The sequence below is a fragment of the Acidovorax sp. Root267 genome, from assembly GCF_001429215.1.
Lineage (GTDB): Bacteria > Pseudomonadota > Gammaproteobacteria > Burkholderiales > Burkholderiaceae_C > Acidovorax > Acidovorax radicis.
Window position 1 is genome coordinate 188160 of the sequence record NZ_LMJC01000034.1, and the last position, 26170, is coordinate 214329.

Annotated in this window: 22 protein-coding genes; 9 read left to right on the forward strand and 13 right to left on the reverse strand. The window is 64.8% G+C overall.

All coding sequences use genetic code 11. The annotated features are described in order from the left end of the window. The first annotated feature begins 15 nt into the window (after window positions 1-15). Together argF and ASE39_RS25415 are read left to right on the forward strand one after the other, a co-directional pair. Entirely contained in the window at window positions 16-945 is a 930-nt protein-coding gene (gene argF / locus ASE39_RS25410; RefSeq protein ID WP_057272941.1) for an ornithine carbamoyltransferase, read from the forward strand. A 174-nt stretch (window positions 946-1119) separates the two neighbouring features. Then, window positions 1120-1800, forward strand: coding sequence for a hypothetical protein (locus tag ASE39_RS25415; protein WP_057272942.1), 681 nt, complete (start codon window positions 1120-1122; stop codon window positions 1798-1800). A 46-nt stretch (window positions 1801-1846) separates the two neighbouring features. On the opposite strand, the gene ASE39_RS26175 is transcribed toward ASE39_RS25415, so the two are convergent. The 5 genes from ASE39_RS26175 to ASE39_RS25440 all read right to left on the reverse strand — a co-directional run bounded on the left by ASE39_RS26175 (window position 1847) and on the right by ASE39_RS25440 (window position 7655). Then, window positions 1847-2413, reverse strand: coding sequence for a GNAT family protein (locus ASE39_RS26175; RefSeq protein ID WP_082615581.1), 567 nt, complete (start codon window positions 2411-2413; stop codon window positions 1847-1849). An 11-nt stretch (window positions 2414-2424) separates the two neighbouring features. Next, complete coding sequence (locus ASE39_RS26710; protein ID WP_140426886.1) at window positions 2425-3807, reverse strand: alpha/beta hydrolase; 1383 nt, start codon at window positions 3805-3807, stop codon at window positions 2425-2427. Window positions 3808-3918: 111 nt separating this feature from the next. Continuing rightward, window positions 3919-4266 carry a copper-binding protein gene (locus ASE39_RS25430; protein WP_158004271.1) on the reverse strand — a complete coding sequence of 116 codons (348 nt, stop codon included), beginning with the start codon at window positions 4264-4266 and terminating at the stop codon, window positions 3919-3921. Between the two features lie 41 nt (window positions 4267-4307). Continuing rightward, window positions 4308-6527, reverse strand: coding sequence for a TonB-dependent receptor (locus tag ASE39_RS25435; RefSeq protein ID WP_158004272.1), 2220 nt, complete (start codon window positions 6525-6527; stop codon window positions 4308-4310). A 135-nt stretch (window positions 6528-6662) separates the two neighbouring features. After that, window positions 6663-7655, reverse strand: a complete 993-nt coding sequence (locus ASE39_RS25440) for a GNAT family N-acetyltransferase (RefSeq protein WP_140426887.1) — start codon at window positions 7653-7655, stop codon at window positions 6663-6665. Between the two features lie 186 nt (window positions 7656-7841). Between ASE39_RS25440 and ASE39_RS25445 the strand changes: the two genes are divergently transcribed. From ASE39_RS25445 to kynA, 5 genes are all read left to right on the forward strand, one after another. Beyond that, a complete protein-coding gene (locus ASE39_RS25445; protein WP_057272946.1) occupies window positions 7842-8507 on the forward strand; it encodes a response regulator transcription factor in 666 nt (221 codons plus the stop codon). Beyond that, window positions 8504-9931 (forward strand): ATP-binding protein, encoded by a 1428-nt coding sequence (locus ASE39_RS25450; RefSeq protein WP_057272947.1) that lies wholly within the window; start codon window positions 8504-8506, stop codon window positions 9929-9931. The genes ASE39_RS25445 and ASE39_RS25450 overlap by 4 nt, the downstream gene beginning before the upstream one ends. Window positions 9932-10170: 239 nt before the next feature. After that, entirely contained in the window at window positions 10171-10821 is a 651-nt protein-coding gene (gene kynB / locus ASE39_RS25455; protein ID WP_057272948.1) for an arylformamidase, read from the forward strand. An 88-nt stretch (window positions 10822-10909) separates the two neighbouring features. Continuing rightward, complete coding sequence (kynU, locus tag ASE39_RS25460; protein WP_057272949.1) at window positions 10910-12220, forward strand: kynureninase; 1311 nt, start codon at window positions 10910-10912, stop codon at window positions 12218-12220. A 179-nt stretch (window positions 12221-12399) separates the two neighbouring features. Beyond that, window positions 12400-13293 carry a tryptophan 2,3-dioxygenase gene (gene kynA, locus ASE39_RS25465; protein ID WP_057272950.1) on the forward strand — a complete coding sequence of 298 codons (894 nt, stop codon included), beginning with the start codon at window positions 12400-12402 and terminating at the stop codon, window positions 13291-13293. A gap of 149 nt (window positions 13294-13442) precedes the next feature. Here kynA and ASE39_RS25470 read toward each other — a convergent pair whose 3' ends face one another. Then, a complete protein-coding gene (locus ASE39_RS25470; protein ID WP_010459175.1) occupies window positions 13443-13805 on the reverse strand; it encodes an MliC family protein in 363 nt (120 codons plus the stop codon). Between the two features lie 733 nt (window positions 13806-14538). Here ASE39_RS25470 and ASE39_RS25475 point away from each other — a divergent pair. Next, the gene (locus ASE39_RS25475; RefSeq protein ID WP_140426888.1) at window positions 14539-15717 is read left to right on the forward strand and encodes an MFS transporter; all 1179 of its coding nucleotides are present in this window, start codon (window positions 14539-14541) and stop codon (window positions 15715-15717) included. On the opposite strand, the gene ASE39_RS25480 is transcribed toward ASE39_RS25475, so the two are convergent. Next, entirely contained in the window at window positions 15689-16120 is a 432-nt protein-coding gene (locus ASE39_RS25480; RefSeq protein ID WP_057272952.1) for a hypothetical protein, read from the reverse strand. The two genes, ASE39_RS25475 and ASE39_RS25480, sit on opposite strands and share 29 nt — an antisense overlap. A 110-nt stretch (window positions 16121-16230) precedes the next feature. Between ASE39_RS25480 and ASE39_RS25485 the strand changes: the two genes are divergently transcribed. Next, window positions 16231-16593, forward strand: coding sequence for a MerR family DNA-binding protein (locus tag ASE39_RS25485; RefSeq protein WP_057272976.1), 363 nt, complete (start codon window positions 16231-16233; stop codon window positions 16591-16593). A gap of 192 nt (window positions 16594-16785) precedes the next feature. On the opposite strand, the gene ASE39_RS25490 is transcribed toward ASE39_RS25485, so the two are convergent. The 6 genes from ASE39_RS25490 to ASE39_RS25515 form a co-directional block, all read right to left on the reverse strand. Continuing rightward, entirely contained in the window at window positions 16786-18414 is a 1629-nt protein-coding gene (locus tag ASE39_RS25490) for a SpoVR family protein (protein ID WP_010459167.1), read from the reverse strand. Further along, window positions 18411-19676 carry a YeaH/YhbH family protein gene (locus ASE39_RS25495; protein ID WP_057272953.1) on the reverse strand — a complete coding sequence of 422 codons (1266 nt, stop codon included), beginning with the start codon at window positions 19674-19676 and terminating at the stop codon, window positions 18411-18413. Before ASE39_RS25495 ends, ASE39_RS25490 begins: the two co-directional genes overlap by 4 nt. Window positions 19677-19755: 79 nt before the next feature. Continuing rightward, a complete protein-coding gene (locus ASE39_RS25500) occupies window positions 19756-21678 on the reverse strand; it encodes a PrkA family serine protein kinase (RefSeq protein WP_010459163.1) in 1923 nt (640 codons plus the stop codon). Between the two features lie 294 nt (window positions 21679-21972). Further along, window positions 21973-23184: an FAD-dependent monooxygenase gene (locus ASE39_RS25505; RefSeq protein ID WP_057272954.1), complete on the reverse strand. Its 1212-nt coding sequence runs from the start codon at window positions 23182-23184 to the stop codon at window positions 21973-21975. A 37-nt stretch (window positions 23185-23221) separates the two neighbouring features. Continuing rightward, window positions 23222-25735: an EAL domain-containing protein gene (locus tag ASE39_RS25510; protein WP_057272955.1), complete on the reverse strand. Its 2514-nt coding sequence runs from the start codon at window positions 25733-25735 to the stop codon at window positions 23222-23224. Then, window positions 25732-26170, reverse strand: a 439-nt coding sequence (locus ASE39_RS25515) for an EAL domain-containing protein (protein ID WP_140426889.1), incomplete at its 5' end; no start/stop codon positions are given. The genes ASE39_RS25515 and ASE39_RS25510, both read right to left, overlap by 4 nt.

A 26170-nucleotide genomic window follows, 5' to 3' on the forward strand; every position in this document is an offset into this window, starting at 1 on the left:
CAAAGCAACACCGCCATGACGACGCTGAAACATTACCTGCAGTTCAACGACCTCACCGCCGACGAATACACCTACCTGTTCGAGCGCGCCGCGCTCATCAAGAAGAAGTTCAAGGCCTACGAAAAGCACCACCCCCTGGTGGACCGCACGCTGGCCATGATCTTCGAGAAAGCCAGCACCCGCACGCGCGTGAGCTTTGAGGCCGGCATGTACCAGTTGGGCGGCTCGGTCGTGCACCTGACCACGGGCGACAGCCAGCTGGGCCGCGCCGAACCGATTGAAGACAGCGCCAAGGTCATCAGCCGCATGGTGGACCTGGTGATGATCCGCACCTATGAGCAGAGCAAGATCGAAAACTTCGCCGCCAACTCGCGCGTGCCCGTCATCAACGGACTGACCAACGAGTACCACCCTTGCCAGATCCTGGCAGACATCTTCACCTTCATCGAGCACCGCGGCTCCATCCAGGGCAAGACAGTGGCCTGGGTGGGCGACGGCAACAACATGGCCAACACCTGGTTGCAGGCGGCTGCGCTGCTGGGCTTCAAGGTGCATGTGAGCACGCCCCGTGGCTACGAAATTGATGAGAAATTGGCCGTTGGCGCAGGCGGGATAAGCGCAAGCAGCTATCAATTTTTTAGCAACCCGCTCGAAGCCTGCCAAGGCGCCGACCTCGTCACCACCGACGTGTGGACCAGCATGGGCTACGAGGCCGAGAACGAAGAGCGCAAGAAGGCGTTTGCCGACTGGTGTGTGGACGCCGAGATGATGGCCGCCGCCCAACCCGACGCATTGTTCATGCACTGCCTGCCTGCACACCGTGGCGAGGAAGTCGAGGCCGATGTGATCGACGGACCGCAGTCCGTGGTGTGGGATGAGGCTGAAAACAGGATGCACGTGCAGAAGGCACTCATGGAGTACCTTCTGCTCGGCCGCGTTGCATGAAATGCAATGCGGGGGCGCGACAGCGCCAGCAGACTGTTTCGGCGCAGGCTCATGTCCGCAGCGCGGACGTGAAGCAGTCGCAGACTGCGTGCCGCAGCCAAAATCGCATGCACGTGCAGAAGGCACTCATGGAGTACCTTCCGCTCGGCCGCGTTGCGTAGCGCCTCGCCCCCAATGCCCTGGCGCCGCCAGCCTGCCCACGCCACCGAACTGCTTGCGCATTGGCAGGCCCTGGGCCAGGCGCTGGACCGGGATTCTCCGGCGTGGCGCACCGAAGGCCGCCGCCTCATCCTGAGCTGGGCCCACTGGCCCCGCGCGTACCACGACACCACGCACCTGTGGGCCTGCCTGCGGCATTGGCAGGCCGTGCAGGACCAGCAGCCCGGCACACTGCAAGACCCCCATGCCGTCGCTCTGGCCCTGTGGTACCACGACGCCATTTACTGGCCGTGGAGCAAGCACAACGAACAACGCAGCGCCGACTGGGCACATCGATTCGTTCTGAACCAAAAGCTACCAGCTACGCTGGCAGAGACTGTGCACCAGCACATTCTGGATACCTGCCACACCCCCGGCCCTCTCGCGGGCGATGCGCAGTGGGTGGTGGATATCGACCTGGCCATCCTCGGACAAAGCGATACGGTGTACCGCCAGTTCGAGCGCCATGTGCGGCGCGAATACTTCTTTGTGCGCTGGCCACGCTATGTAGCGGGGCGCAGCGCCGTACTGCAGGGGTTTCTGGACCGTCAGAGGATCTATGGCACCGATCTGTTTTTTCAGCGCTACGAAGCACAGGCACGCGCCAACCTGAGCCGCGCTCTGGCGTCGCTCTCAGCGGGACGGCTTTACCGCTGACCACAGACGCAGACACAGACCGCAGGCCGCAGCCCCATAGCCAGCGCTACGCATCCAACAGCAAACTCATCTGCGCGCCGCTGTAGTAAGTGCCGCCGAGACACACCGCCTCTGGCTCGACGCCGTAGCGCACAAAACCAAGCGAGTCATACAAGCGCTCGGCAGCATCGTTGGGCAGGTACATCGTGAGATTGACCCGCCGCACCGCATGATCCCGCGCATGTTCAATGGCGCGCTCCACCAGCAATCGGCCCAGGCCCCGCCGCCGAAGTCGCGGCGATACAAAAGTGCCCCATAAGATGACTTTGTGCCGAGACGATGCAAATGTGCTCTGCCAAGCCACCGCGGCACTCCCCACCAGTTGTCCATCGCAAAACGCACCGAACGCAGCATTCGGGGCCGGGTAAGAAAGCTGCTCCTTGAAACTTTCAAGCGTGCGGCTCAGTTCCTCCTGAAAGGTTAGTCCCATCGGGATAGGGTTGTGCGCAGTCACCTCCCGGCGCAGCAAAGAGAAGGCCTGCGCGTCAGACGCTCCAAGCGCTCGCACGCCAGCAGCAAAAGTGCTTGGAACGTTTGAGCTGCCGTGTGGAGGAAGGTCAGAATAAATATCCATGTCGTTCGCTTTTACCGGGAAGGTTCAGACGATATCTGCGCAAGGTAGCTGTCCAATTCTGCCTTCCACAATGCTGGATGGCCGTGAATGTTGTGGCCGTTCTGCCCCGATGGCAACGCATAGCTGACCATCTTGCCCTTTCCCCCTGCAGCGCGAAAAGCTTCAAAGCTGGCACGGCTGTGGTCCAGCGCATAGTAGGAATCCCGCTCTCCATACAGCCACAGCGTAGGCTGCGGCATGGCCGCGCCTCGAAGGAAGCCGGTGCGATTGACGAGTGCAGCCTCCTTGCACACATCACCTATCCAGCCGCCCACAAAATTCACAACGCCCAAAAACATGTCGGGTCGGGTGCCAGCATAGGCCACCGATAGGATGCCACCACGCGACACGCCGCCGATCAGCAGTCGGGCACTGTCCACATCGGAGCGTTGCTGAACGTGCGCCATCACTGCATCCAGGTCAGCCAGCGCCCGGTCCAGCCCCGCGAGGGATGGTTCTGGCTTGCAGGTGTAGCCCGCCGCACGGTTGGCACCAAAACCTTCGTCATACAAACCATCAGATTTGCCACGCCCTCGGCGTTGGGGGAGCACGACCTGCCAACCCTTGGCGGTGAAGTACTGCGCCACCTCCGGACTGGTCCAGGTAAACGTAAACCAGCTGGGGCGATTGCCATCGCCCGTGGAGCCGTGGTTGAAGACCATCGTCGGCAATGGACCTTTCGCGCCTAGAGGGCGATACACGACGGCCTCCAGAGTCTGGGCACGGCCATCGGCATCCTTCCAGGGCGTTGGGATACGTTCCACCACGCGCGTATAGATCGGTGCGACGGGTTTGTTGCTCAGCACACCCGCCAGTAGCAACTGCGTTTCCGGGCGCCACGCGGCCATTTCCATCTCCGTCGCTCCCACGGCCTCGCGAAGCCGCAGCACCAGCCGCGCACCCGTGTGCAACCGCACCTGCAATTCATTACCAACAAACTGGCCTTGCGCCCGATCGGTCACTTGGGGTTGCTGGTCGCTCACGCCCACATACACAACCGTCGCGCCACTGCCGGTCACTGCTTCGATGGCAATGCGGATATCGCAGGCTCTGGCCATGCAGCCCCAACCCTGCCAGATACCGCTCCAGCGCGCCTTGTCGGCGGGCACCGAGACATCGGGTGGCGTGACCACTACGTCCGCCGGCAAAACAGCCGCTACCGAACTCTCTGGCGCGCCCGCTACCAAGTCGGCCATGTAGCTCGGCCATGCAGTTGCCGCAGTCGACGTGGCCTCCAGCTGTTGCGCCGCGGCAGCGCCGCACCAGAGGGCCGGAACAAGCAAAACCGCAGCAACTCGGCCCATCAGCCAAGCTGAGGCTTGACCGCATTCGTGTGTGATGTTTTCTTGACGCATCCAGCCATTGTGCAAACAGTCCCTTAACGCACGCCTAAGAAGACAACTACCTAAGTCGCAAGCCTGTCAGAAAAACGCGCAACCGCCCGCGCCGTCTGCGAGTCTCCTCCGTCAGTCACAGGCCTGAAACCGGCGGCACTCTTCCACAACGTGGATCGACGTCAGCGTGTTCTCACCATCAATACTTCGGGTCGTGAACTTGACCCACGAGCCTTCGGATATGCCGTCCAGATGCGCCTGGTCCAACACCCTGAAAGTCTGCGTGGTGAAAGGAAGCTTGGCGCGAGGCAGCAACTTCAGCCGCACATACACCCGACCTCCTCGTTCCTGATGAATCGACACCAGGCGAGCCCGCGTAAAAACCGTCTCGACCGCAGGCTCTGTGCCGGATGCTGACGCGGGCGCAGTCGCTGCGACCGCCGCCATGGAAGAAGCGAGCGCCATCCAGGTGGCAAGCACGGCGCACCGGGCCGCATGCCCTGCCGGGCATCCCGCGGCAGTCAAAACTGCGTCCCCACCGTGAGGTACGCGCGCGGCGTCCACTGCATGCTGCTGGTGCTCAAGACTGGTACCGCACCCGACGCGTCGACGCGATCCCGGCGGAAATGGGCGTCACCCACGTTGTAGACCCCCAACCGCCAGTAACCCAGCCCGCGTACCAGCTGACCCACATACAGATCCAGCATGGCGCTTGCGCGATTCTTCCCGGTCAGCGTCCCATTGATGTCCTGGTCGGCCGGCCCCGTCATCAACAGCGTGGCGCCGCCATACCAGCCGCCATTGCGCGGCATGGGTTTTGCCGCTGTCAGCGTGGCCACATAGCGTGCCTGCCCCGGAATGCGCCGTCCTTCGTTGGGCCCACTGGTCATGCGTGACTGCAGCGCACTGGCATTGGCCGACAGCGTCCATTCGCTCCCCAGGCCCACCCAGCCCAACCCCGTGCGGGCATCGGCCTCCAGGCCCCACACGATGGCGTCTCCCACATTCCCACGTTGCTCCACCCAGCGTGCACCGATCAACTGCAGTGTGGGCGCAAGAACGTCGCTCATCCGGCGCACGAACAGGTTCACGCCCGCGTGGCCAGTGGCAAGACGCCGCTCAAAACCGGTGTCCAGTGTCCAGGCCACCTGGGGACGCAAGTTCGGATTGCCAATGGTGTCAGGGTTGTTCAGGCTGTTGCTGCCCTGGCTGGGGATGGCGCGGTCCACCAGATCCCACACGCGCGGCAACTGGGTGACGCGCGCGAGATTCACGCGCCACTGCAGGTCCTCGGACAAGGGCGTGCGTGTATGCAGCGATGGCTGCAGGATGTTCCACTGCTTGCTGCCCGTCACGGCAGCGCTTCCGCCGCTCAGCTCCACGCGCTCGCCGCGCAGGCCCAGCGTGAGCGTGGTGGTCGTGGGCAGCTCCCATTCGTTCTGCCCCCAGGCCACCCACCGGCGAATGCCGGCATCCAGACCCGAGTTCACCGGCAGGTCGCCACTCGCCGTCGTGTTGACAAAAAGTTTGCGGTCTTCCAGCTGCGCCCCGGCGCTCCACAGCAGTGCGTCGGCCGTACCCGTGAGCTTGGTGCTGAGGTTCCAGACGTCTTCACGCCGGTCGTCCACAAAGCTATAGCTGTCCGTGACTGCAGCACCGCCAACGCCGATGTTGCGCAGAAGGTCGCCCCTGCGGTCCACGGTGTCGCTGGCACGGCTCGCTGACAACGTCGTTTCGAGCTTGCTGGCCGCAAAGCGGTGCGTCCAGTCGGCTGCGGCCTGCAGATAGCGCCGGTCGTAGTTGTGCGCTTCATGCGAACGCGCCGCATACGTACCATCGCCGCTGCCCACGCTGTCCGCGGTACCGCCAAAATCGGCCTTGCTGAGCGTGGCACGCAGCGTCAGCTGATCCGCAACACCGATCTTTCCGCTGACACGCGGCACCAGCGCGTAGTCGGTGCGCTTGTAGCGGGCACTGGTATCGGACTGTGCGACCTCCGCACCGCCGACCTGCGTGCTGCGGTGGGTGTCCGAGCCCAGCAACAAACCCGTCGCGGAGGCCGCGACGAAATAGGACCACGGCTCCCTGTTCTCCGCCTCGAGCACCTCCTCGGCGCCATCGGAGCCTTGGGCGCTCTTGGCAGGCTTCACAGCGGCGCCCAAAGGTCCCGTGCGCGAAAAGAATGCCTGGCCCGCATTGCGCCCCCACACATGGTTGTCGGTGAGGCGCAGCACCGTCTCGCGCTTCACCGTGGCCTGGCGCAGCACGATATTGAGCGTGCCCCCGGTGGCACCCGAAAACTCTGCGCTCGGCGCTCTCACCACCTCGATGCGTTCGATCAGTTCAGGCGGCAATTGGTCAATGGGCAACTGGGTACGCTTGCTGCCCACGCGCTGGCCGTCGATCAGCAACTGCGTGGCGCCGCGTTCCATGCCGCGCATGCGGATCTCGACACTGCCATCGGCAGATGGCACTACCTGCACGCCTGGCAACTGGCGCAGCACATCGGCCACCGAGAACGCACCCATTTGCTCGATGTCGGCGCGGTCCACCACGACCAGCGAACCGGCGGCAAAAAAACGCTGCTCCAGCGAGCGGCGCGCGGTCACCGTGACACCATCGAGCTGCGGCGTTGATGATGCCCCGGCCCCCGCTCCCTCGGGCGACGCTTGGGCCCATGCGGCGCCACCTGCCAGGCACGCCGCCCAGACGACGACGCGGTGGGTGTGTGTTTTTCTCATAGACATCCTCTCTGCCAAGGATTGTCTGGGGACAAGGCTTAAGCGCAGCCTAAGACCAGCACGTTCTGCCCCATGGCGTCGCGGAGCTGCTGTATTCCTGCGACAGGCAAATTGCGGCGCCAGCGCACGTTGCGCCTATACCTCGGGTACCACTAGCGGTTTTCGGTAGATCGTGTTCCGCTTGACCGTGTGGAACCCACAGTCCTCATACACCCGGTTGGCGCCCGTCAGGTTTTCGCCGTCCACCACCAACGCAGACTCCGACATGCCCTCCTGCGCCAGCAGGCGCAGGCTGCGGGCAATCAGCGCTCTGGCAAGGCCACGGCCACGCCAGCGGCGACCCACGCTGATGAACTCGGTGTAGCCCCGTCGCCTGGACAGATGGCGGTTTTCGTCCTCGTTGATATACGTGCGGACCTGGCCTGCGACCTCTTCGCCGTTCCATGCCACCTGCCAGCGCGCGGGCTGGAAAATCAGGCTCTCCAGCCACGTGTCGTAGTCGCGTGGCAATGGCGGCACCATCCCCCAATGGTCCTCAAACGCGGTGTGGTGCGCATCCCAGATGGCGCGGTAGTGCTCGGGCAACACGGGCCGCAGTTCCAGCCCTTCGGGCATGGGAAAGTCGGGCACAGCATGCAACTGCGTCTGCAGCATTTCGAAGAAATACCGCATCGGCGCATAGCTGCGGGCCTGCAGCAGCCTGGCGCGCGCATCTTCGCCTTGCTGCACATAGGCATGGTGCACATGCGGGCCGCCCGGCTGCAGCGCTGCCACGGTGTGGTGCCGCTGCTCGATCCAGCCCTGCAGCAGACGGCCAATGCCGCGTCCGCGCCAACGCCCTGGCACAAAGCCGATTTGGGAGTGAAGCGTCAACCCGTCGGCCTGTGTGAATCGCCAGCAACGGCCATAGCCCACCAGTTCACCGTCCAGCTCGGCCATCACCGCATCCTGATACGGATCGCACTGGGTGAACGCGGCGTAGTCGCGCGCCAGGTCTTCGGGTGTACGCCGTGCGAGCACCCCATCGGCATCAAAGCTGGCGTTGGCCACCTCGGCCATGCCCGGGAAGTCCGATGGGCCGCGAAAGGGCCGCAGCACCAGCCGTGAAGGTGCCGATAGACCCATCATCGATTTGTCCTCACCCACAAGGGCATCCTCCCCAGTTTCTTTCGTTCATTCTTCTCTCTCAAACGTCGGTGAGCAAGCCACGTTGCGCTGCGCGCGCTGCCATTGTGCAAACTGCTGCCTTAACGCCAGCCAAAGGCGGACCTTCTGGCCCCGCCCGGCAGGCACCGCACCCGCCACAATCTCGCCATGCACATCCTGCTCATTGAAGACGACCTGGACCTGGGCCGCGCGCTGCAGTCCGCGCTGAAGGTGGAGGGCCTGACCAGCGAATGGCTGCGCCGTGCAGTGGATGCGCCCGCCACGGTGGATGCGACCACCGTGGACTGCGTGCTGCTCGACCTGACGCTGCCCGACGGCAGTGGTTTTGACCTGCTCGCGCGCTGGCGCAACCAGGGCGGGCACGGCGGGCAGGTGCCCATCATCGTGATCACTGCGCGCTCGGCCGTGGAAGACCGGCTGGCGGGGCTGGATGGCGGGGCGGATGACTTTGTGATCAAGCCTTTTGCCACGGCCGAGCTGATGTCGCGCATCCGCGCCGTGCTGCGCCGCAGCGCACGCCAGGCCAGCGAGCGCTGGGTGCTGGGCGAGCTGGTGATCGAGCCGCGCCGCCACGCTGCGCAGCGCGGTGGCGCGGCGCTCGACCTTTCGCCACGCGAATTTCAGCTGCTGCTGGAACTGGCACGCGAGCCTGGCGTGGTGGTGTCCAAAAGCCTGCTGTCGCAGCGGCTGGACCCACTGGGCGAGCCCGTGGACTTTGGCGCCATCGAAGTGCATGTGTCCAACCTGCGCCGCAAGATCGGGGCGGAGCTGATCCGCACCGTGCGTGGTGTGGGCTACCTGCTGCAGGCATGACCCGCACCATGACGGACCCACGCACGCCGCACACCGCCTGGACAAGGCTGACCGAACCCACGCTGGTACGCCGCAGTGTGGTGTCGGTGGTGCTGGCCTTTGTGCTGGTGTGGGCGGTGCTGCTGGGCTACATCTTCATCACTTACAAACACACCATCACCAATGACCCCGGCCTGCAAAAGTATGGCGACGCCCTGCTGGTATCTCTGCAGGACTTGACCGACCCCGCACACGCCGCAGCGGCCATCGCCTCTACCGAAATCTGGACCTACATCCGCCGTCGCCAGAGCGGCATTTTTCCCGGCAAGACACTGCATGCACTCAGTGATGCAGCCGGCAACCCGGTATTTGCATCGCCCGAGTTGAAGACCCTGAATCTGCCCCCCAGGCAGCCTCAGGCGGTGGGCGTGATCACCGAAGCCAGCGCACAGGGCTCCGTGTACCGCATCTACACCGGCCACAACGCCCGCTGGGCCTTGCAGGTGTTTGAGCCCAAACGCACGGATGCAGCCTTTCTGGCCTACAACGGGCGCTTCATCCTGCCCTACCTGTTGCTGGCCATGCCCTTTGTGCTGGTGCCCGTGTGGCTGTCGGTGCGCAACGGCCTCAAGCCCCTGCAGCAGTTGGCCAGCCGCATTGCCCGCCGCAACACCGACGACCTGCAGCCCGTGGGCTTCAACGCGCTCCACCGCGAGCTCAAACCCCTGGAGCAGTCGCTGGACACCCTGCTGGCCCGCATGCGCCAGAAGGTCGAGCGCGAACGCGCCTTTGTGCAGGATGCCGCACACGAGATCCGCACACCGCTGGCCGTGATCACGGCCCAGGCCCATGTCATGGCGCGCTCGCAGATCGAAGAGGAACGTACACAGGCCCAGGCGCACATGGAGCAGGCCATCGCCCGCACCTCGCACCTGGCGCAGCAGCTGCTGGACCTGGCCGCGCTGGACGAAGCCCAGCGCCCTGCGCCGCGTGAACTTGATGTGGCCCAGTGGCTGCGCGCCGCCCTGGCGCAGGCGGTGCCCCAGGCCATGGCGCGGCAGATCGAGCTGTCGCTGGACGCACCCGACACCCTGCCCACACGGCTGGACCTGCCCGCGCTCGAATCCATCGTGCACAACCTCATCGACAACGCTGTGCGCTACACCACGGCCGGCGGCAATGTGGCCGTGGGCCTGCGGCAAGACGGTGCCCTGCTGCACCTGGTGGTGCAGGACGATGGGCCTGGCATCCCCTTCACCGAACGCAGCCGGGTGTTCGAACGCTTTTACCGGGGCCTTGGCCATGCGGCCAATGGGTCCGGCCTGGGCCTGGCCATCGTGCGGCAGGCGGCCCTGCGCATGGGGGGGCAGGTGCAGATAGGCGAAGGTTTGAACGGCCAGGGCGTGGGATTTTTCGTGAGCATTCCCCTCCCCCACAGCGCCTGATTCCGCCTGTACAGCGCACCCCGTTTTCCCCTGCCGTTTCTTCTCGCTTGTAGGCCCGACTAAGTTCACCCTTGCCTGACCTGCTGCGCCCGCTTTCGTGTGGGCTTTGTGGTGGAAGAAATGGACGGTCTCATCTCCGGATCTGCGACCCCAGAGATCGTTTAAGCCTCAACAAAAACTGCTGAGCTGTTGGAAATAACCGACACCACGGTTTTTCCGGGACATGCAAACTTTGTCCCATGCCAGCAAGCCAACCTTCCAACGCCCGCCCTCTGTGGGACATCTCGCCGCCCGTGCACGCGGGCAGCCCCGTGTTTCCGGGTGACACAGCCTACAGCCAGGCGTGGTGCGCCACCATTGGCCCAGGTTGTCCGGTCAACGTCAGCGCCATCACGCTGTCGCCCCATGTGGGCGCCCATGCCGATGCACCGCTGCACTACGACGCACAGGGCGCCACCATTGGCGATGTATCGCTCGACGCCTTCCTCGGCCCGTGCCGCGTGATTCACGCCATCGGCTGCGGCCCGCTGATCAACTGGGATCACATTGCCCACGCTGTCGAGAGCGCCCTGCCCGCCCGCGTGCTGGTCCGCACCTACGCCCAGGCCCCCGCGCAATGGGACGGCCAGCTCACCGCCTACGCCCCCGACACCATCGAGCGCCTGGCCGACCGGGGCGTGTTGCTGGTGGGCATCGACACCGCCAGCATCGACCCGGCCGACAGCAAGACGCTGGACAGCCACCAGGTCATCCGCCGCCGGGGCCTGCGGGTGCTGGAGAACCTGGTGCTCGACCACGTGCCCGAGGGCGACTACGAGCTGATCGCCCTGCCGCTCAAGCTGACCACGGCGGATGCGTCGCCCGTGCGCGCCGTGCTCAGAGCGTTGTGATGCATTGATTTCAAGCATTTTTTGCCTCTAGCGCTTACCAGACAAGCGCAAGCAGCTATCAAAACAGAAGTAACTGACCTGGACCGCCATGACCACAACCCTCCAAGACTGCCGCGCCCTCGATGCGCAAGACCCGCTCGCCCCGCTGCGCGGCCACTTCAGCCTGCCTGCAGGCGTGATCTACCTCGACGGCAACTCGCTGGGCGTGTTGCCCAAGGCGGCCGCAGCGCGCGTGGCCGATGTGGTGGCGCGCGAATGGGGCACCGACCTCATCAAATCCTGGAACACCGCAAGCTGGTTTGACCTGCCCCAGCGCCTGGGCAACCAGCTGGCCCCGCTGATTGGCGCGGGCCAGGACGAAGTGGTGTGCACCGATAGCACGTCCATCAACCTCTACAAGGTGCTGAGCGCCGCGCTGAACATCGCCCGCGAGGACAACCCCGCGCGCAAGCGCATCGTGAGCGAGCGCAGCAACTTCCCCACCGACCTCTACATCGCCGAAGGCCTGTGCAAGGAGCGTGGGCTGGAGCTGGTGCTGGTGGAACCCGAGGAGATCGCCACCGCGCTGACCAGCGACGTGGCCGTGCTGATGCTCACCCACGTGAACTACCGCACCGGTGCCATGCACGACATGGCGGCCATCACCGCTGCCGCGCACGCCCAGGGCATTTTGTGTGTATGGGATTTGGCGCACAGCGCGGGCGCCGTGCCCGTGGACTTGAACGGCGCAGGCGCTGATTTTTCGATTGGCTGTGGCTACAAGTACCTCAATGGCGGGCCGGGCGCTCCGGCCTTTGTGTGGGTGAATCCACGCCACGCCAATCGCTTCTGGCAACCGCTGTCGGGCTGGTGGGGCCACGCGGCTCCGTTTGCCTTCACCCCCGACTACACACCCGCACCAGGCATCACGCGCTACCTGTGCGGCACCCAGCCCATCATCAGCCTGTCGGCATTGCAGTGCGGGCTGGATGTGTTCACCGCCGCAGAAAACCTGGGCGGCATGGCCGCGCTGCGCACCAAGTCGCTGGCACTCACCGACCTGTTCATAAAGCTCGTGGAAGAGCGCTGCGCAGGCTACGGCCTGGGCCTGGGCACACCGCGTGACCATGCACAGCGTGGCTCGCAGGTGTGCCTGACGCGCGACGAAGGCGCGGGCGTCAATGGCCAGGGCAGCGGTGCCTACGCCATCGTGCAGGCGCTGATTGCGCGCGGTGTGATTGGTGACTTCCGCAAGGGTGACGGGGGCAAAGGCCCGCACAAGGACATCCTGCGCTTTGGCTTCACGCCGCTGTACATCGGTTTTGAAGACGTGTGGAATGCGGTGGAGCATCTGCGCCAGGTGCTGGAGGCGGCCGAGTGGCAACGCCCCGAGTTCAACCAGACGCACGCAGTGACCTAAGAAGGTGCGAACGAACCCGCCATGCCCGCTCATTCCGCAAAAACGCACACCATCGTCGTTGCAAATACTCGCCATAGCCCGAGCTATGGCTGCACTTTGCGTCTAGACGGAGCACGTTTGTGCGGCCTGCTCGGACACGCCGGGTCCCTTCACACCTTTTAAGCAACGGAGACCCAACGATGTGCCCCTTTTCCCAAACAGCCGCCCCCGCTGACGGCAACAACAAGGCATCAACCGCCCTGCCCGAATCCATCGTGCACGAGGAGCGCGCCCAGCTCGACTTCAGCAAGTCCATGAGCTACGGCGACTACCTGCAGCTCGATGCCATCCTCACCGCGCAAAAACCGCTGTCGCCCGCACACGACGAGATGCTGTTCATCGTGCAGCACCAGACCAGCGAGCTGTGGATGAAGCTCATGCTGCACGAGCTGCGCGCGGCCATTGCGCACATTGCCAACGACGAACTGCAGATGGCCTTCAAGATGCTGGCACGCGTCAGCAAGATCATGGAGCAGCTGGTGCACGCCTGGGACGTGCTGGCCACCATGACACCGCCCGAGTACACCGCCATGCGCCCCTACCTGGGCCAGTCCAGCGGGTTTCAAAGCTACCAGTACCGCAGCATCGAGTTTGCCCTGGGCAACAAGAACCGCGCCATGCTCAAGCCCCACGAGCACCGCGCCGACCTGCTGGCCCAGGTGCAGGCCGCGTACGAGGCCCCCTCGCTGTACGACGAGGCCCTGCGCCTGCTGGCGCGCCGTGGCATTCCCGTGCCCACCAGCCACCTGGAGCGGGACTGGACGCTGCCCTATGCGGAAAGCGACGGCGTGGAGCAGGCCTGGCTGGTGGTGTACCGCAACCCCAAGGAGCACTGGGACCTGTACCAGCTGGGCGAGGAACTCACCGACCTGGAAGACGCGTTCCGCCTGTGGCGCTTTCGGCACGTGACGACGGTGGAGCGCGTGATCGGCTTCAAGCGCGGCACGGGCGGCACCGGCGGCGTGAGCTACCTGCGCAAGATGCTGGACGTGGTGCTGTTCCCCGAGATCTGGAAGCTGCGCACGGACCTCTAAGGGTCTGAAAGCCTCTTGCCCATGCCCGCACAACGGGGGCATTGGGCATAAAAATAGCCGCCAGCGCTTTATGTATCAGCGTTGGCAGCTATTATTTTTACAGCGCCCTGCCAAATACAGGGCTCGCCCACCGGCGAAGGAATTGGGGATTACTGCACGCCCGCCACCATCATGGGGCGGTTGCTGCGGCACCAGATCGGTGCCAGGTGACCAATCTGGATGGTCAGCTCGTTGCCCTTGCCCAGCACCGTCGTTGGGCCGTTGCTGAAGGCATAGCCCGTTTCAGCGGCCTGCTTGGGCAGGTCTACCGTCCAGCCGCTGCGCCGCAGCACGCTGCGCCCCTGATCGGGGTAGAACTGCATTTCCACCTTTTCGCCATTGCCACACGCAAACTGCATGCTGCTGCGGTCTGTCGGCTCGGAGAAAGCCTGCAGTGCAGGGGGTTGGCTTGCACATCCCGTCAGCATGAGGGTCACCAGCGCACCCGAACCCAGCGAAACCATCTTCTTCATCGGTCACTCCTGACATCGCGGTGGCCTTGGCGGCACACCCGAAAACCTTGCAACATCCAACACCTTGGGGCCACCGGCCACACAGGCCCCTGGTTGCCACCAAGCACAAACCTTGCCACTACCACCTGCCTGCGCCGCCTTTGTGAAAACACCGAGCTGTGCGCATCTGCCCAGACTGCTTGCGAGAGACCGAAACCACCGACTTCAGAACTTTCCCAACACCCGGCGAGGCGTGCCCACAAGAGTGCCCCAGGGCCCCTGCCCCGTCATTGGGGTGATCCCCACGTCGAGAGCCTCCTCTAAAGTCTGCCCCGGCCTGTGGCGCCTCCATGACGGTGCAAAAAGCCCTTTGACCTGCGCCTATTGGGAATACAGGCCAGCACAATCCGCCGCAGAACTGCTGGATTGCAAGCAGTTGTTGCAAAGAAAGCACCCCCGCAGGGGGGCGTGGTGCGCGGCCCGCAATGGATCAGGACATACCCTAGGAAGTGGCTGCGGGGACCCATAACCGGCCTTGAACACGGGTTGGAGACGATCCGGGCGCCGGATGTGAAGCCGCGCGTTCAAACGCCACCCGCACCGGCGACAGCGCCCGTCCCGATCTGCAGGTACCCTCGCTGGAGAGAGCGTCCCCGGCACATGGCCCGGGAGCCGCTGTTTCTGGAGCCCCCACTTGCCAGCGCCCCCTTCCCCTTTCGCACCACCGCTTCTGCCTGCGCGCACCGCGTGGGTCATGCTGCTCGCGCTGGTCTCCGGCTTTGGCCTGAGCCAGGCGTTTCGCACCATCACGGCGATCATGGCGACCGGGTTGCAGGCGGAGTTCGGCCTGTCGGCGCAGGCGCTGGGCGTGTTTGCAGGCGCGTTTGCGTTTGCCTTCGGCACCATGCAGCTGTTCATGGGCATCGGTATCGACCTGTACGGCGTGCGGCGCACGCTGCTGGCGGCGTTTCCGCTGGCGATTGCGGGCTCGGTGCTGTCGGCGCTGGCGCCCGGCTATGGCGGGGTGCTGCTGGGGCAGGTGTTGATCGGCGTGGGCTGCGCGCCCGCATTTTTGGTGTGCACGGTGTTCATCGCGCGCTACTTTCCCGCCAGCCGGTTTGCGATGGTGTCGGGGGTGGCCATGGGCGTGGGCGGGCTCGGCATGCTGTTCACGGGCACGCCGCTGGCCTGGCTGGTGCAGCTATCGTCCTGGCGCATGGGTTTTGCCGTGCTGGCTGGCCTGGCCGCGCTGGCGTGGCTGCTGATTTTCTGGAAGGTGCACGAGCCCCCGCAACCGACGCACGATGCACCTCCCCGCGAATCGGTGCTGCAGGCAGTGCGGGGGTTTGGCGCGCTGTTTTTGCTGCCGCACACCGCCGGCATCATGCTGCTGGCGCTGACGACGTATGCCTCCTTCCTCACGCTGCGCGGGCTGTGGCTGGGGCCGCTGTTGATCGAGCGGCACGGCTATTCGCTGGTGGCCAGCGGCAACGTGGCCATGCTGTCATCGCTGGTGTCACTGTTCAGCCCAGCCTTCTTCGGCCGCCTGGACCCGGGGCCCACACGGCGCAGGCGCTGGATCACCGGCTTTACGGTGCTGCTGGCCGCCCTGTTCGCGGCCATCGGCTTTCTGCACCGGGAGTGGCTGGATGTGGGCGGCGCCATCGCCGTGGGCCTGCTGTCGGGCTACATGGTGCTGCAGTATTCAGACGTGCGCTCGGCCTATGCCCCCGCCGTCACAGGGCGTGCCATGGCGGTGTTCACCATGGCCCTGTTCCTCGGGGTGGCGCTGATGCAGTGGATGACCGGCGTGGCCGCCTCCATCGCCGCCGCGCAGGGTGCCGACCCGTATGTGGCGGTGATGCTGACCATTGCCGCCATGCTGGCGGCGGGCGCCCTGGCGTTCAGGTGCCTGCCAGCGCCTGCGCGCTGATCTTGGGAGCCTGCGGGGCATCCGCCACACGCCACCACTGCAGCACGCCAAACAGCAGCTCAAACAGCGTGAACCCCAGCACGATGGCATTGGCGCCGTGGGCCACGGCGTAGATCTGCCAGGCCGAAAACAGAACCCGGGCCACGCCATCCAGCCGCCCCAACAACACGGTGGGCGCAGCGATGCGTGCGATAGACCACACCACGACCACCGAGCCCAGCAGATTGGCCAGCAGCATGTGGGTGGTATCCAGCGGATACAAGGTGCCTGGCAGGCCCAGCTGGGCATACAGCCAGGCAAAGGTCCACGGCAGCGCAAACGGCCAGGTCACCAGCAGGTCGTACCAGCCGCTGGCGCGCACGATGCGCAGGTAGCGCGGAGTAGAAATTGAAGAAAGGGACATGGGGATCAACGTTGGGATGAAAGAAGCCCCGAGGTTCAGCCCTGAAGTACGCTTCAGGGTCAAGCCACTTTCAGGGGTGGCATTTGTTTTCACGCCACAAGGACATCGCCATGCTGATTGGTGAACTCGCCTCCACCTCCGGCCTGAGCCGCGAGGCCCTGCGCTTTTATGAGCAGCAGGGCCTCATCCGTTCACGGCGCCTGGCCAACGGCTACCGTGACTACCCGGCCGAAACGGCGATGCTGGTGCAGTACATCCGCACCGCACAGCAGCTGGGCTTTACGCTGGCGGAAATTGGCGACCGGCTGCCCGCCATCTGGGATGCCGCCGACCCAGGCCCTGCGCTGGCCCAGGTGCTGGCGGTCAAATTGCAGGAGATCGACACACGCATCGCCGCGCTCCAAGCCCTGCGCCAGACACTGGCCGAGCGTGTGGCTACCGATTGCCCGCTGCGTGGGGCCACGATCACCTGAAGGGCGCAGCAGCTCCGTCACCCGGGGTTGTCACCAAAATTTGACAAAAAACAGGACCTGGCGCTTATCCATCAAGCGCCAATAGCTATATTTTTAATAGCAATAAGTCCTTGCAATGAAATGGAACTTGGCCCCTGGGCGTCCAGCAGGCCTGCACCCACGCATGGCGCTGCCATCACCTTCCATACCGGCTCACGCGGCAGATGCGGCCACCGAGTGCAGTAGCACGGGGTTGTTGCCGTAGGCGTCCACACTCTCGATCTGCACGCCAAAGCCCCACAGGCGGGCCACATGCCGCAGCACCTCCTGCGTGTCGTCGGCCAGCGGGCGGCCCTGGTACTGGGTGTGGCGCAGGGTCAGGCTGCGGTCGCCGCGCAGGTTCACGTTCCAGACCTGGATGTTGGGCTCGCGCGTGCCCAGGTCGTATTGCTGCGACAGGATCTGGCGCAGGCTGCGGTAGCCGTTCTCGTCGTGGATCTCGCTGACCACCAGCTCGCTCTGGCTGGTGTCGTCGTGCAGGGCAAACAGGCGCATCTCGCGCATCAGGTGCGGGCTGAGGTACTGGCCTATGAAGCTCTCGTCCTTGAAGTTGCGCATGGCATGGTCCAGCGCGGGCAGCCAGGGCGTGCCCGCAATGTCGGGGAACCAGCGGCGGTCCTCCGGGGTGGGGTTCTGGCAGACGCGCTGGATGTCGCGGTACATGGCAAAACCCAGCGCGTAGGGGTTGATGCCGCTGTAGGCGCGGTGGCCCACGGGGGGCTGGAAGATGACGTTGGTGTGTGAGCCCAGCCACTCGATCATCAGGCCGTCGCTGAGGTGGCCCTCGTCGTACAGCGTGGTGAGCAAGGTGTAGTGCCAGAAGGTGGCCCAGCCCTCGTTCATGACCTGGCTTTGGCGCTGCGGGTAGAAATACTGCGCGATCTTGCGCACGATGCGCACGATCTCGCGCTGCCAGGGCTCCAGCAGTGGCGCGTTCTTCTCGATGAAGTACAGGATGTTTTCCTGCGGCTCCTTTGGAAAGCGGTTGTGCTCCTGCGCCGTGCCATCCTTGCCGGGGCGCGTGGGCAGGGTGCGCCAGAGTTCGTTCACCTGCTGCTGGGCGTAGGCCTCGCGCTGCTCGCGCTCCAGGCGCTCGCGCGTCAGGTTCTTCTTGGAGGGACGGCGATAGCGGTCCACGCCAAAGTTGGCCAGCGCGTGGCAAGAATCCACGAGTTGCTCCACTTCGTCAAAACCGTAGCGTTCTTCGCACTGGGCGACGTAATCCTTGGCGTACACAAGGTAGTCGATGATGGAGGAAGCATCTGTCCACATGCGGAACAGGTAGTTGCCCTTGAAGAAGCTGTTGTGCCCATAGGCGGCATGGGCAATCACCAGTGCCTGCATGGCCGTGGTGTTCTCCTCCATCAGGTAGCTGATGCAGGGGTTGGAGTTGATGACGATCTCGTAGGCCAGCCCCATGTGCCCGCGCCGGTAGCGCCGCTCGGTGGCCAGAAACTCCTTGCCGTAGCTCCAGTGGCGGTAGTTCACTGGCATGCCCACGCTGGAATAGGCATCCATCATCTGCTCGGCGGTGATGACCTCCAGCTGGTTGGGGTAGGTATCGAGGCCAAAACGCTCGGCGGTGGCGGCGATCGCGGCGTGGTAGCGGTCGATCAGCTCGAACGTCCAGTCGCTCGGATCGGGCAGCGGCTGTGCGGGCCGCTCCCCGGCAGGCAGAAGCTGCTCTGGCGCGGCACGGTGGCGGCGCTCGCCCACGGCGGCGGCCTTCCACGGGTTGTCGCGCAAGCGGCGCTCCAGCACCGGATACTGGGTCATGTTCATACCTGCACCCCCTCTTTCTTGAAGAGGTCGCGGAACACGGGGTAGATGTCGCCCGGCTCGGACACCTTGCGCATGGCGAAGTGGGAAAACAGCGGCAGCAACTGGCTGTATTCCTCCCACAGGTTCTGCTCTACCTCGGTCACCTGCACATAGGCAAAGTAGCGCACCAGCGGCAGGATCCGGTCTACCAGCAGGTTGCGGCAATTGCCGCTGTCATTGGGGAAATTGTCGCCATCGCTGGCCTGGGCGACATAGACGTTCCAGTCACCTTGCGGGTAGCGCGCGCGAATGATCTGGTCGAGCAGCACCAGCGCGCTGCTGACCACCGTGCCGCCACTTTCGGTGGAGTGGAAGAACTGATCCTCGCTCACCTCGGCCGCCTGGGTGTGGTGGCGGATGAAGACGATGTCGATCTTTTCGTAGTGCCGCGTGAGGAACAGGTAGAGCAGGATGAAGAAGCGCTTGGCCAGCTCCTTGCGCCCCTCGTCCATGGAGCCCGAGACATCCATCACGCAGAACATCACCGCCTGGCTGTTGGGCACGGGCACCTGGACACGGGCCCGAAAGCGCAAATCGATGGGGTCCAGGTACGGGATCCGGCCGATGCGCGCCGCAAGCCCGTCGATGCGGCGCTGCAGCTCGGCCACCACCTCGCTGGTGCCGTCGTCCTGTGCCAGCAGGGCGTCGAGCTGCAGCTGCAGCTCTATCAACTCGCGGTGCGACGCCTTGCCCAGGGCGATGCGCCGCCCCAGGGCCCCGCGCATGGTGCGCAGCACTGCCAGGTTGTTGGGAATTCCGTCCTGGCTATAGCCGGCGCGGCGCGACTTCCACTGCGGGTTCTCGCCGATGTGCGTGCGCAGCAGGCGCGGCAGCGCGAGGTCCTCGAAGAAGATCTGCATGAACTCTTCCTTGGTCAGCGTGAAGGTGAAATCGTCTTCGCCCTCCCCGCTGTCGCTGGCCTGCGAGCCGCGCCCGCTGCCCCCCTTGGGCCGCTCGATGCGGTCGCCGCGCACATGGTCCGCATTGCCGGGGTGCACCACGTCGCGGATGCCGCCCTGCCCATGGTGGAACACCGGCTCGCCGATGTCCTTCCTGGGAATGGTGATGCTCTCGGCCTGCTCGATGTCGCGGATGCCGCGCTGCGACACCGCACGGCGCACGCTGTCCGCAATCTGCTCCTTGAAGCGGCGGACAAAACGTTCGCGGTTGCCCACAGATTTGTTCTTGCCTGCGAGCCTGCGGTCGATGATTTGCAGTGCCATCCCCTTGCTCCCCTGCGTGGACCAGTGCCCCGGTGGGATGCACTGGCAAAAACCTTCAAGAGCTTTTTTGGCCGCTGCGCTAGCTGCTCTTGCGAACGCGCAAATACCACTCACACAGCAACCGCACCTGTTTCGGGGTGTAGCCCTTGTTCACCATCCGCGTGACGAAATCTTCGTGCTTGCGCGCCTCCTCGGCGCTGGCTTTGGCATTGAAGCTGACCACGGGCAGCAGCTCTTCGGTGTTCGAGAACATCTTTTTCTCGATCACCAGGCGCAGCTTCTCGTAGCTGGTCCAGCTGGGGTTCTTGCCCTGGTTGTTGGCACGCGCGCGCAGCACGAAGTTGACGATCTCGTTGCGGAAATCCTTGGGGTTGGCAATGCCTGCGGGCTTCTCGATCTTCTCCAGCTCGGCGTTGAGCGCGCCACGGTCGAACACCTCGCCGGTGTCGGTGTCGCGGTATTCGTTGTCCTGGATCCAGTAGTCGGCGTAGGTGACGTAGCGGTCGAAGATGTTCTGCCCGTATTCGCTGTAGCTCTCCAGGTACGCCGTCTGGATCTCCTTGCCGATGAACTCGGCATAACGCGGCGAGAGGAACTCCTTGATGTAGCTGGTGTACTTGGTTTCCAGCTCAGCCGGGAACTGCTCACGCTCGATCTGCTGCTCCAGCACATACATCAGGTGCACCGGATTGGCCGCCACCTCGGCGCTGTCAAAGTTGAACACCTTGGACAGTATCTTGAACGCAAAGCGCGTGGAGATGCCGTTCATACCCTCGTCCACGCCACCGTAATCGCGGTATTCCTGATAGCTCTTGGCGCGCGGGTCGGTGTCCTTCAAGCTCTCGCCGTCGTACACCTGCATCTTGCTGAAGATGCTGGAGTTCTCGGGTTCCTTGAGGCGCGTGAGCACCGAGAACTGGGCCATCATCTTCAGCGTGCCGGGGGCGCACTTGGCGGCACCCAGCGAGGATTCGCGGATCAGCTTCTCGTAGATGCGGGTCTCCTCGCTCACGCGCAGGCAGTACGGCACCTTGACGATGTAGATGCGGTCGAGGAAAGCCTCGTTGTTCTTGTTGTTGCGAAACGCCTTCCACTCGCTCTCGTTGCTGTGGGCCAGCACCACGCCGTCAAACGGGATGGCACCAAAACCCTCCGTGCCCTTGTAATTGCCTTCCTGCGTTGCAGTGAGCAGCGGATGCAGCACCTTGATGGGCGCCTTGAACATCTCGACGAATTCCAGCAGGCCCTGGTTGGCCAGGCACAGGCCGCCGCTGTAGCTGTAGGCGTCGGTGTCGTCCTGCGCAAAGGTCTCCAGCTTGCGGATGTCCACCTTGCCCACCAGGCTGGAGATGTCCTGGTTGTTCTCATCGCCCGGCTCGGTCTTGGCGATGCCCACCTGCTTCAAGATGCTGGGGTAGCGCTTGACCACCCGGAACTGGCGGATGTCGCCGCCGAACTCCTCCAGCCGCTTGACCGCCCAGGGCGAAAGCACATGCTGCAGGTAGCGCCGGGGAATGCCGAACTGCTCCTCGAGCACCGGGCTGTCCTCCACCGCATCAAACAGGCCCAGCGGCGACTCGTTCACCGGCGAGCCCTTGAGCGCATAGAACGGCACCTTCTGCATCAGGTACTTGAGCCGCTCGGCCACCGAACTCTTGCCCCCGCCCACGGGGCCCAGCAGGTAAAGGATCTGCTTGCGCTCCTCCAGCCCCTGCGCGGCATGGCGGAAAAAGCTCACCACCTGCTCGATGGAATCTTCCATGCCATAGAACTCGGTGAAAGTGGGGTAGCGCTTGATCACCTTGTTGGCAAAGAGGCGCGAAAGGTGGGGGTCGTTGCGCGTATCCACCATCTCGGGCTCGCCGATGGCGGCCAGCATGCGCTGGGCTGCCGTGGCGTAGACCATGGGATCACGCTTGCACTCGGCGAGGTACTCGTCAATCGACATTTCCTCTTCGCGGCTGCGGGCATAGCGCGCGGTGAAACTGCTGATGGCATCCATACGACCTCCTGTGGCGGCACCCCCGGCGGGCTCGGGTGGTGCCACGGTGTTGCAGTGGGAATCGCTACCGGCTTAGCCCTTTGTAGCACCACGGCCCGCCATTGAACAGGGTATTTGTCCATGCAAACAACGCTTTTTCGCAGCATGCATACACAGGGATAGAGCTCGGCACACGGCGCAAAGTTCACCACACACCGGGTTTCCAAGGCACGTTGCCAATGAGGCCCTGGCACAACAGCCTGCTGGACGCGAGAGCCCGGCCATCCAGCGTGAGGAGCTACCAAATAAAGAGCATCACAGCGAACTGGCGCTCGACCCGTCGCCCCGGTACAGCCAGGGCACATCCAGCACCCTTTCACCCAGCAGCCGCAGCGAAAGGTCTCGCCCCCAGCGCGTGGGCCCCGTGGCATGAAAGATGCGGCCGTTGCGGGTGGAGCGGGCCTGCACACGCGCATTGCGCTGCCAGCGGTTGAGGGCGTAACGGGTGAGTCGCAGGGGCACGTCCAGGTCGTGCATGGCGAGCGCACGTTGCAGCTCGGCGGCGTCTTCAATGGCCATGCCCGCACCCTGGGCCAGATAGGGGCGCATGGGGTGGGCGGCATCGCCCAGCAGCCCCACTAGGCCTTGGGCCATCTCGCCCGCATGTTGCACCGGCGGGCGGTCACACAGCGGCCACAGCCTCCAGCCGGGGCCACCCGCGGTGCTGACGCTGCGCACCACATCCTGCAGCGCGGTGCAGGTGCCCTGCAGGGCGTGGTCGAGGCCTGCCGCGTTGGCTGCATGGTCCCAGCTTTCCAGATCCTGCGGCGCGGGGCCCTGCACGATGACAACGATGTTCTGCAACTCGCCCCGGCGCACAGGGTACTGCACGGCATGCAGGCGCGGGCCGAGCCAGGCGGTAACCTGGCCAGTGCGCAGCGCATCGGGGAGCGCATGCTGTGGCACCAGCGCGCGGTAGGCCAGGTGCCCAGTCACGCGGGGCGGCACGGCGCCCAGCAGCTGGTTGCGGGTGCGGCTCCACAGGCCATCGGCGCCAATGAGCGCATCCCCTTCCACCTCTTTGCCCCGGCTGGTGCGCACGGTAACAACCCCATCGCCGTCAACAAAGCCGTCAATGGCGTGCTCCAGATTCAATTGCGTGTCGGTGTATTTGGTGACAGCGGCCAGCAGCAGTCCATGCAGGTCGGCGCGGTGGATGGTGGTGTAGGCCGCGCCATAGCGCTGCACCGCCGTGGGGCCCAGCGGCAGCACGGCCAGTTCCTTGCCACTGACGGCGTTGCGCACCTGCAAGCGGCTGGGGAACGCGGCCACAGCCTGCAACGGCTGCTGCAGGCCCCAGGCCTGCAGGCGGCGCACCACGTTCGGCCCGATCTGCACGCCAGCGCCCACTTCGCTGAACGCTGCCGCGCGCTCGTACAGCCGCACATCCCATCCCGCGCGCGATGCGCCCAACGCCGCCGCCAGCCCGCCGATGCCACCACCTGCCACCAGAACCTGTTTCTTCATGCACCCATTGTCGCGCCTGCGTGGCGTAGCGGCTTTATCACAACGCAGGCCGCAGCGCTCGCTCCAGAATCTCCGGTGGCATGGGTCGGCCGAACAGGTAGCCCTGGAACGCCTGGCAGCCGTGGCGCTGCAGGAATTCAAGCTGCCCCGTCGTCTCCACGCCTTCGGCCACCACGGCCAGGTCCAGGCTGTGCGCCAGCGCAAGGATGGTGCGCACGATGGCCGCGTCGTTGGGGTCGGTCTGCAGGTCGCGCACGAAACTCTGGTCGATCTTGAGCTGGTCCAGCGGCAAGCGCTTCAAGTAGCTCAGCGACGAATAGCCGGTGCCAAAGTCGTCCAGCGAGAAGCCCACGCCATAGCGCCGCAGGTATTCCATGCGCGAGATCACATCCTCCACATCGGCCAGCAACAGGCTTTCGGTCAGTTCCAGCTTCAGGCGCTCGGGGTTGGCCCCGCTGGCCTGCAGGGCACCCAGCACCTGCTCCACAAAATCGGGCTGGCGAAACTGCCGCACACTCACATTCACCGACAGGAAAAACTGCCTTGTGAGCGAGCTGCGGGACCACACCACCAGTTGATCGCAGGCGGCCTCCAGCACCCACTGCCCCAGCGGCAGGATGAGACCCGTCTGCTCAGCCAGCGGGATGAATTCGGCCGGCGACACCAGGCCACGCCGGGGGTGCTTCCAGCGCACCAGCGCCTCGGCCCCCAGCAGGCGGCCCTTGCCGTCCACGATGGGCTGGTAGTACAGCGCCAGCTCCTTGTCTTGCAAGCCCCGGCGCAGGTCGGCCTCGAGGGCCGATCGGTTGCTGACGGCGGCCTGCATGTCGGGATCGAAGAAGCGCTGGGTGTTGCGACCTGCCGCCTTGGCCTGGTACATGGCCAGGTCGGCATGTTTGAGTAGTTCGTCCACGCTGACGGTCTGCTGGCCAAACAGCGCAATGCCAATGCTCGGCGTGCTGTGGTGTCCCGTCTCACCCAGCGCATAGGGCTTGCCCAGCGTGGTGGCGATGTGGCTGGCCACCAGCGCGGCCTCGGCGCTGGCGTGGGGGCCATCCGCACTCAGGCCTTCCACCAGCACCACGAATTCATCCCCGCCGAAGCGGGCCACGGTGTCGGCCTCACGCACGCAGGCCTTCAGGCGCTGGGCCACCTGCACCAGAAGCTGGTCGCCGGTGTCGTGGCCCAGGGTGTCGTTGAGGTCCTTGAAGTTGTCGAGATCGATGAACAACAAGGCCCCTTGCGCTCCTGAACGCACCACGGCAGCTGTGGCGCGCTGCAGCCGGTCCACCAGCAGGCGGCGGTTGGGCAAGCCGGTGAGTACGTCGTAGAACGCCAGCTGCTCAATCTGGCTTTCCACCCGCTTGCGTTCGGTGATGTCGCGGCCTACGCCCCGGTAGCCCCACAGCGCGCCCTGCGCGTCAAAAACGGGTACGCCACTGACCGAGATCCAGTGCATGCTGCCATCTGGCCGCTGGCGCTGCAGTTCCAGGTCGCGAAACGGCTGATGGGTCTGCAACACCGCACGGTGTGCCGCCCAGTCGGCCTCGGTCATGTTGAGCGCGCCGATCTCCCAGCGTGTGCGGCCCATCACGGTCGACAGCGGGATGCCGTTGACGCTCAGATCGCCCGCAAGCTGCACGAACCGGCCTTCTGCATCATGCTCCCAGTACCAGTCGGACGACAGATCGCTCAGCGAGCGAAAGCGCGCCTCGCTTTCGCGCAGCTCATTCTCCACACGCACATAGTCGCTCACGTCGGCAAAGGTGCGCACCAGGCCACCATCGGGCAGGTCGGTGGTACGCACTTCGAACGTGCGGCCATCGCGTGTGGTGCGCCAGTACACAGTCGGTGCGGGGACCACGGCGCCGCCCGCCACATAGTCGTGCCCGCGCCGGTCTACCAGGCGATGGCCTTCGCCAAAATCTCCACGCTCCGCCTGGATGCGCGTCAGGTCGGCCAATGTGGGCCGCGTGGCCATCAACGATTCGGGCAGGTTGAGCAGCTCCAGCACGCGCTGGTTGTAGACGGTGATGCTGCCGTCCGCCGCTGTCTTGAAGATGCCCTGGCTCATGCTGGCCAAAGTGGCCTGCAGGGCCGTGCGCTGCTCCTGCAGCAGGGTCAGCGCCTCTTGCCAGACGCGGGCGTCCACCATGCGCCCGGGCTGGCCCCGACCCTGTGCGCCTTGCAGCAGCACGGCCAGCCGGTGCAGCAGCTCGACCAGGTGGGCCACCCCGTCGGCCTCGCGCACCATGTAGTCCCCCAGCCCGCAACGGAACGCGCGTGCAGCCAGCGCCTCCTGGTGGGCATCGACGCACATCAGCACCGGGCGGCCCGCGCACAGCTCCAGCACGCCGGGCAAGTCCTGCACCGAAGGCTTGAGGCACAGCACCACGGCATCCCAAGCCTGCGACGCAAGCGGCGCCCGGGCCGCCTCGGGCGTTGGGCTGTTCACCACACGCCAGTCCGGGTAGCGCGCTGAGATAAGGTGCCGCGCCGACGCCGCATGCTGCGTATCGCCGTCGACCCAGAGAATGCCGGGGCCGGTCATGGCTTGCACCCTTCAGGAAGGGCCACCGCAGGCTGTGCGAACAGGCCCAGCTGGTGCTCGCGCGCAAACACATCGATAGGCACCGGCCGGCCAAAAAGAAACCCCTGAAACCCCTCGCACCCGTGCAGCCTCAGAAAACTCAGCTGCCCCGTCGTCTCCACCCCCTCGGCCACCACCTCCAGGTCCAGGCTCTTGGCCAGCGCCAGGATCGTCCTCACGATCGCCGCGTCGTTCGGGTCCGACAGCACGTCCCGCACGAAGCTCTGGTCAATCTTCACCTGGTCCAGCGGCAGCCGCTTGAGGTAGCTCAGGCTGGAGTAGCCGGTGCCGAAGTCATCCAGCGCAAACCCCACGCCTTCGCTTTTGAGCTGCACCATGCGGGCGATGGTGTCTTCGATGTCTCCCAGCAGCAGGCTTTCGGTGAGTTCGAGTTTG

Excerpts from the sequence above, each read along its gene's own strand:
- argF (WP_057272941.1), top strand. The coding sequence starts at position 16 with ATGACGACGCTGAAACATTACCTGCAGTTCAACGACCTCACCGCCGAC.
- ASE39_RS25415 (WP_057272942.1), top strand. The coding sequence starts at position 1,120 with ATGCCCTGGCGCCGCCAGCCTGCCCACGCCACCGAACTGCTTGCGCAT.
- ASE39_RS26175 (WP_082615581.1), bottom strand. The coding sequence starts at position 2,413 with ATGGATATTTATTCTGACCTTCCTCCACACGGCAGCTCAAACGTTCCA.
- ASE39_RS26710 (WP_140426886.1), bottom strand. The coding sequence starts at position 3,807 with ATGCGTCAAGAAAACATCACACACGAATGCGGTCAAGCCTCAGCTTGG.
- ASE39_RS25435 (WP_158004272.1), bottom strand. The coding sequence starts at position 6,527 with ATGAGAAAAACACACACCCACCGCGTCGTCGTCTGGGCGGCGTGCCTG.
- ASE39_RS25440 (WP_140426887.1), bottom strand. The coding sequence starts at position 7,655 with ATGATGGGTCTATCGGCACCTTCACGGCTGGTGCTGCGGCCCTTTCGC.
- ASE39_RS25445 (WP_057272946.1), top strand. The coding sequence starts at position 7,842 with ATGCACATCCTGCTCATTGAAGACGACCTGGACCTGGGCCGCGCGCTG.
- ASE39_RS25450 (WP_057272947.1), top strand. The coding sequence starts at position 8,504 with ATGACCCGCACCATGACGGACCCACGCACGCCGCACACCGCCTGGACA.
- kynB (WP_057272948.1), top strand. The coding sequence starts at position 10,171 with ATGCCAGCAAGCCAACCTTCCAACGCCCGCCCTCTGTGGGACATCTCG.
- kynU (WP_057272949.1), top strand. The coding sequence starts at position 10,910 with ATGACCACAACCCTCCAAGACTGCCGCGCCCTCGATGCGCAAGACCCG.
- kynA (WP_057272950.1), top strand. The coding sequence starts at position 12,400 with ATGTGCCCCTTTTCCCAAACAGCCGCCCCCGCTGACGGCAACAACAAG.
- ASE39_RS25470 (WP_010459175.1), bottom strand. The coding sequence starts at position 13,805 with ATGAAGAAGATGGTTTCGCTGGGTTCGGGTGCGCTGGTGACCCTCATG.
- ASE39_RS25475 (WP_140426888.1), top strand. The coding sequence starts at position 14,539 with ATGCTGCTCGCGCTGGTCTCCGGCTTTGGCCTGAGCCAGGCGTTTCGC.
- ASE39_RS25480 (WP_057272952.1), bottom strand. The coding sequence starts at position 16,120 with ATGTCCCTTTCTTCAATTTCTACTCCGCGCTACCTGCGCATCGTGCGC.
- ASE39_RS25485 (WP_057272976.1), top strand. The coding sequence starts at position 16,231 with ATGCTGATTGGTGAACTCGCCTCCACCTCCGGCCTGAGCCGCGAGGCC.
- ASE39_RS25490 (WP_010459167.1), bottom strand. The coding sequence starts at position 18,414 with ATGAACATGACCCAGTATCCGGTGCTGGAGCGCCGCTTGCGCGACAAC.
- ASE39_RS25495 (WP_057272953.1), bottom strand. The coding sequence starts at position 19,676 with ATGGCACTGCAAATCATCGACCGCAGGCTCGCAGGCAAGAACAAATCT.
- ASE39_RS25500 (WP_010459163.1), bottom strand. The coding sequence starts at position 21,678 with ATGGATGCCATCAGCAGTTTCACCGCGCGCTATGCCCGCAGCCGCGAA.
- ASE39_RS25505 (WP_057272954.1), bottom strand. The coding sequence starts at position 23,184 with ATGAAGAAACAGGTTCTGGTGGCAGGTGGTGGCATCGGCGGGCTGGCG.
- ASE39_RS25510 (WP_057272955.1), bottom strand. The coding sequence starts at position 25,735 with ATGACCGGCCCCGGCATTCTCTGGGTCGACGGCGATACGCAGCATGCG.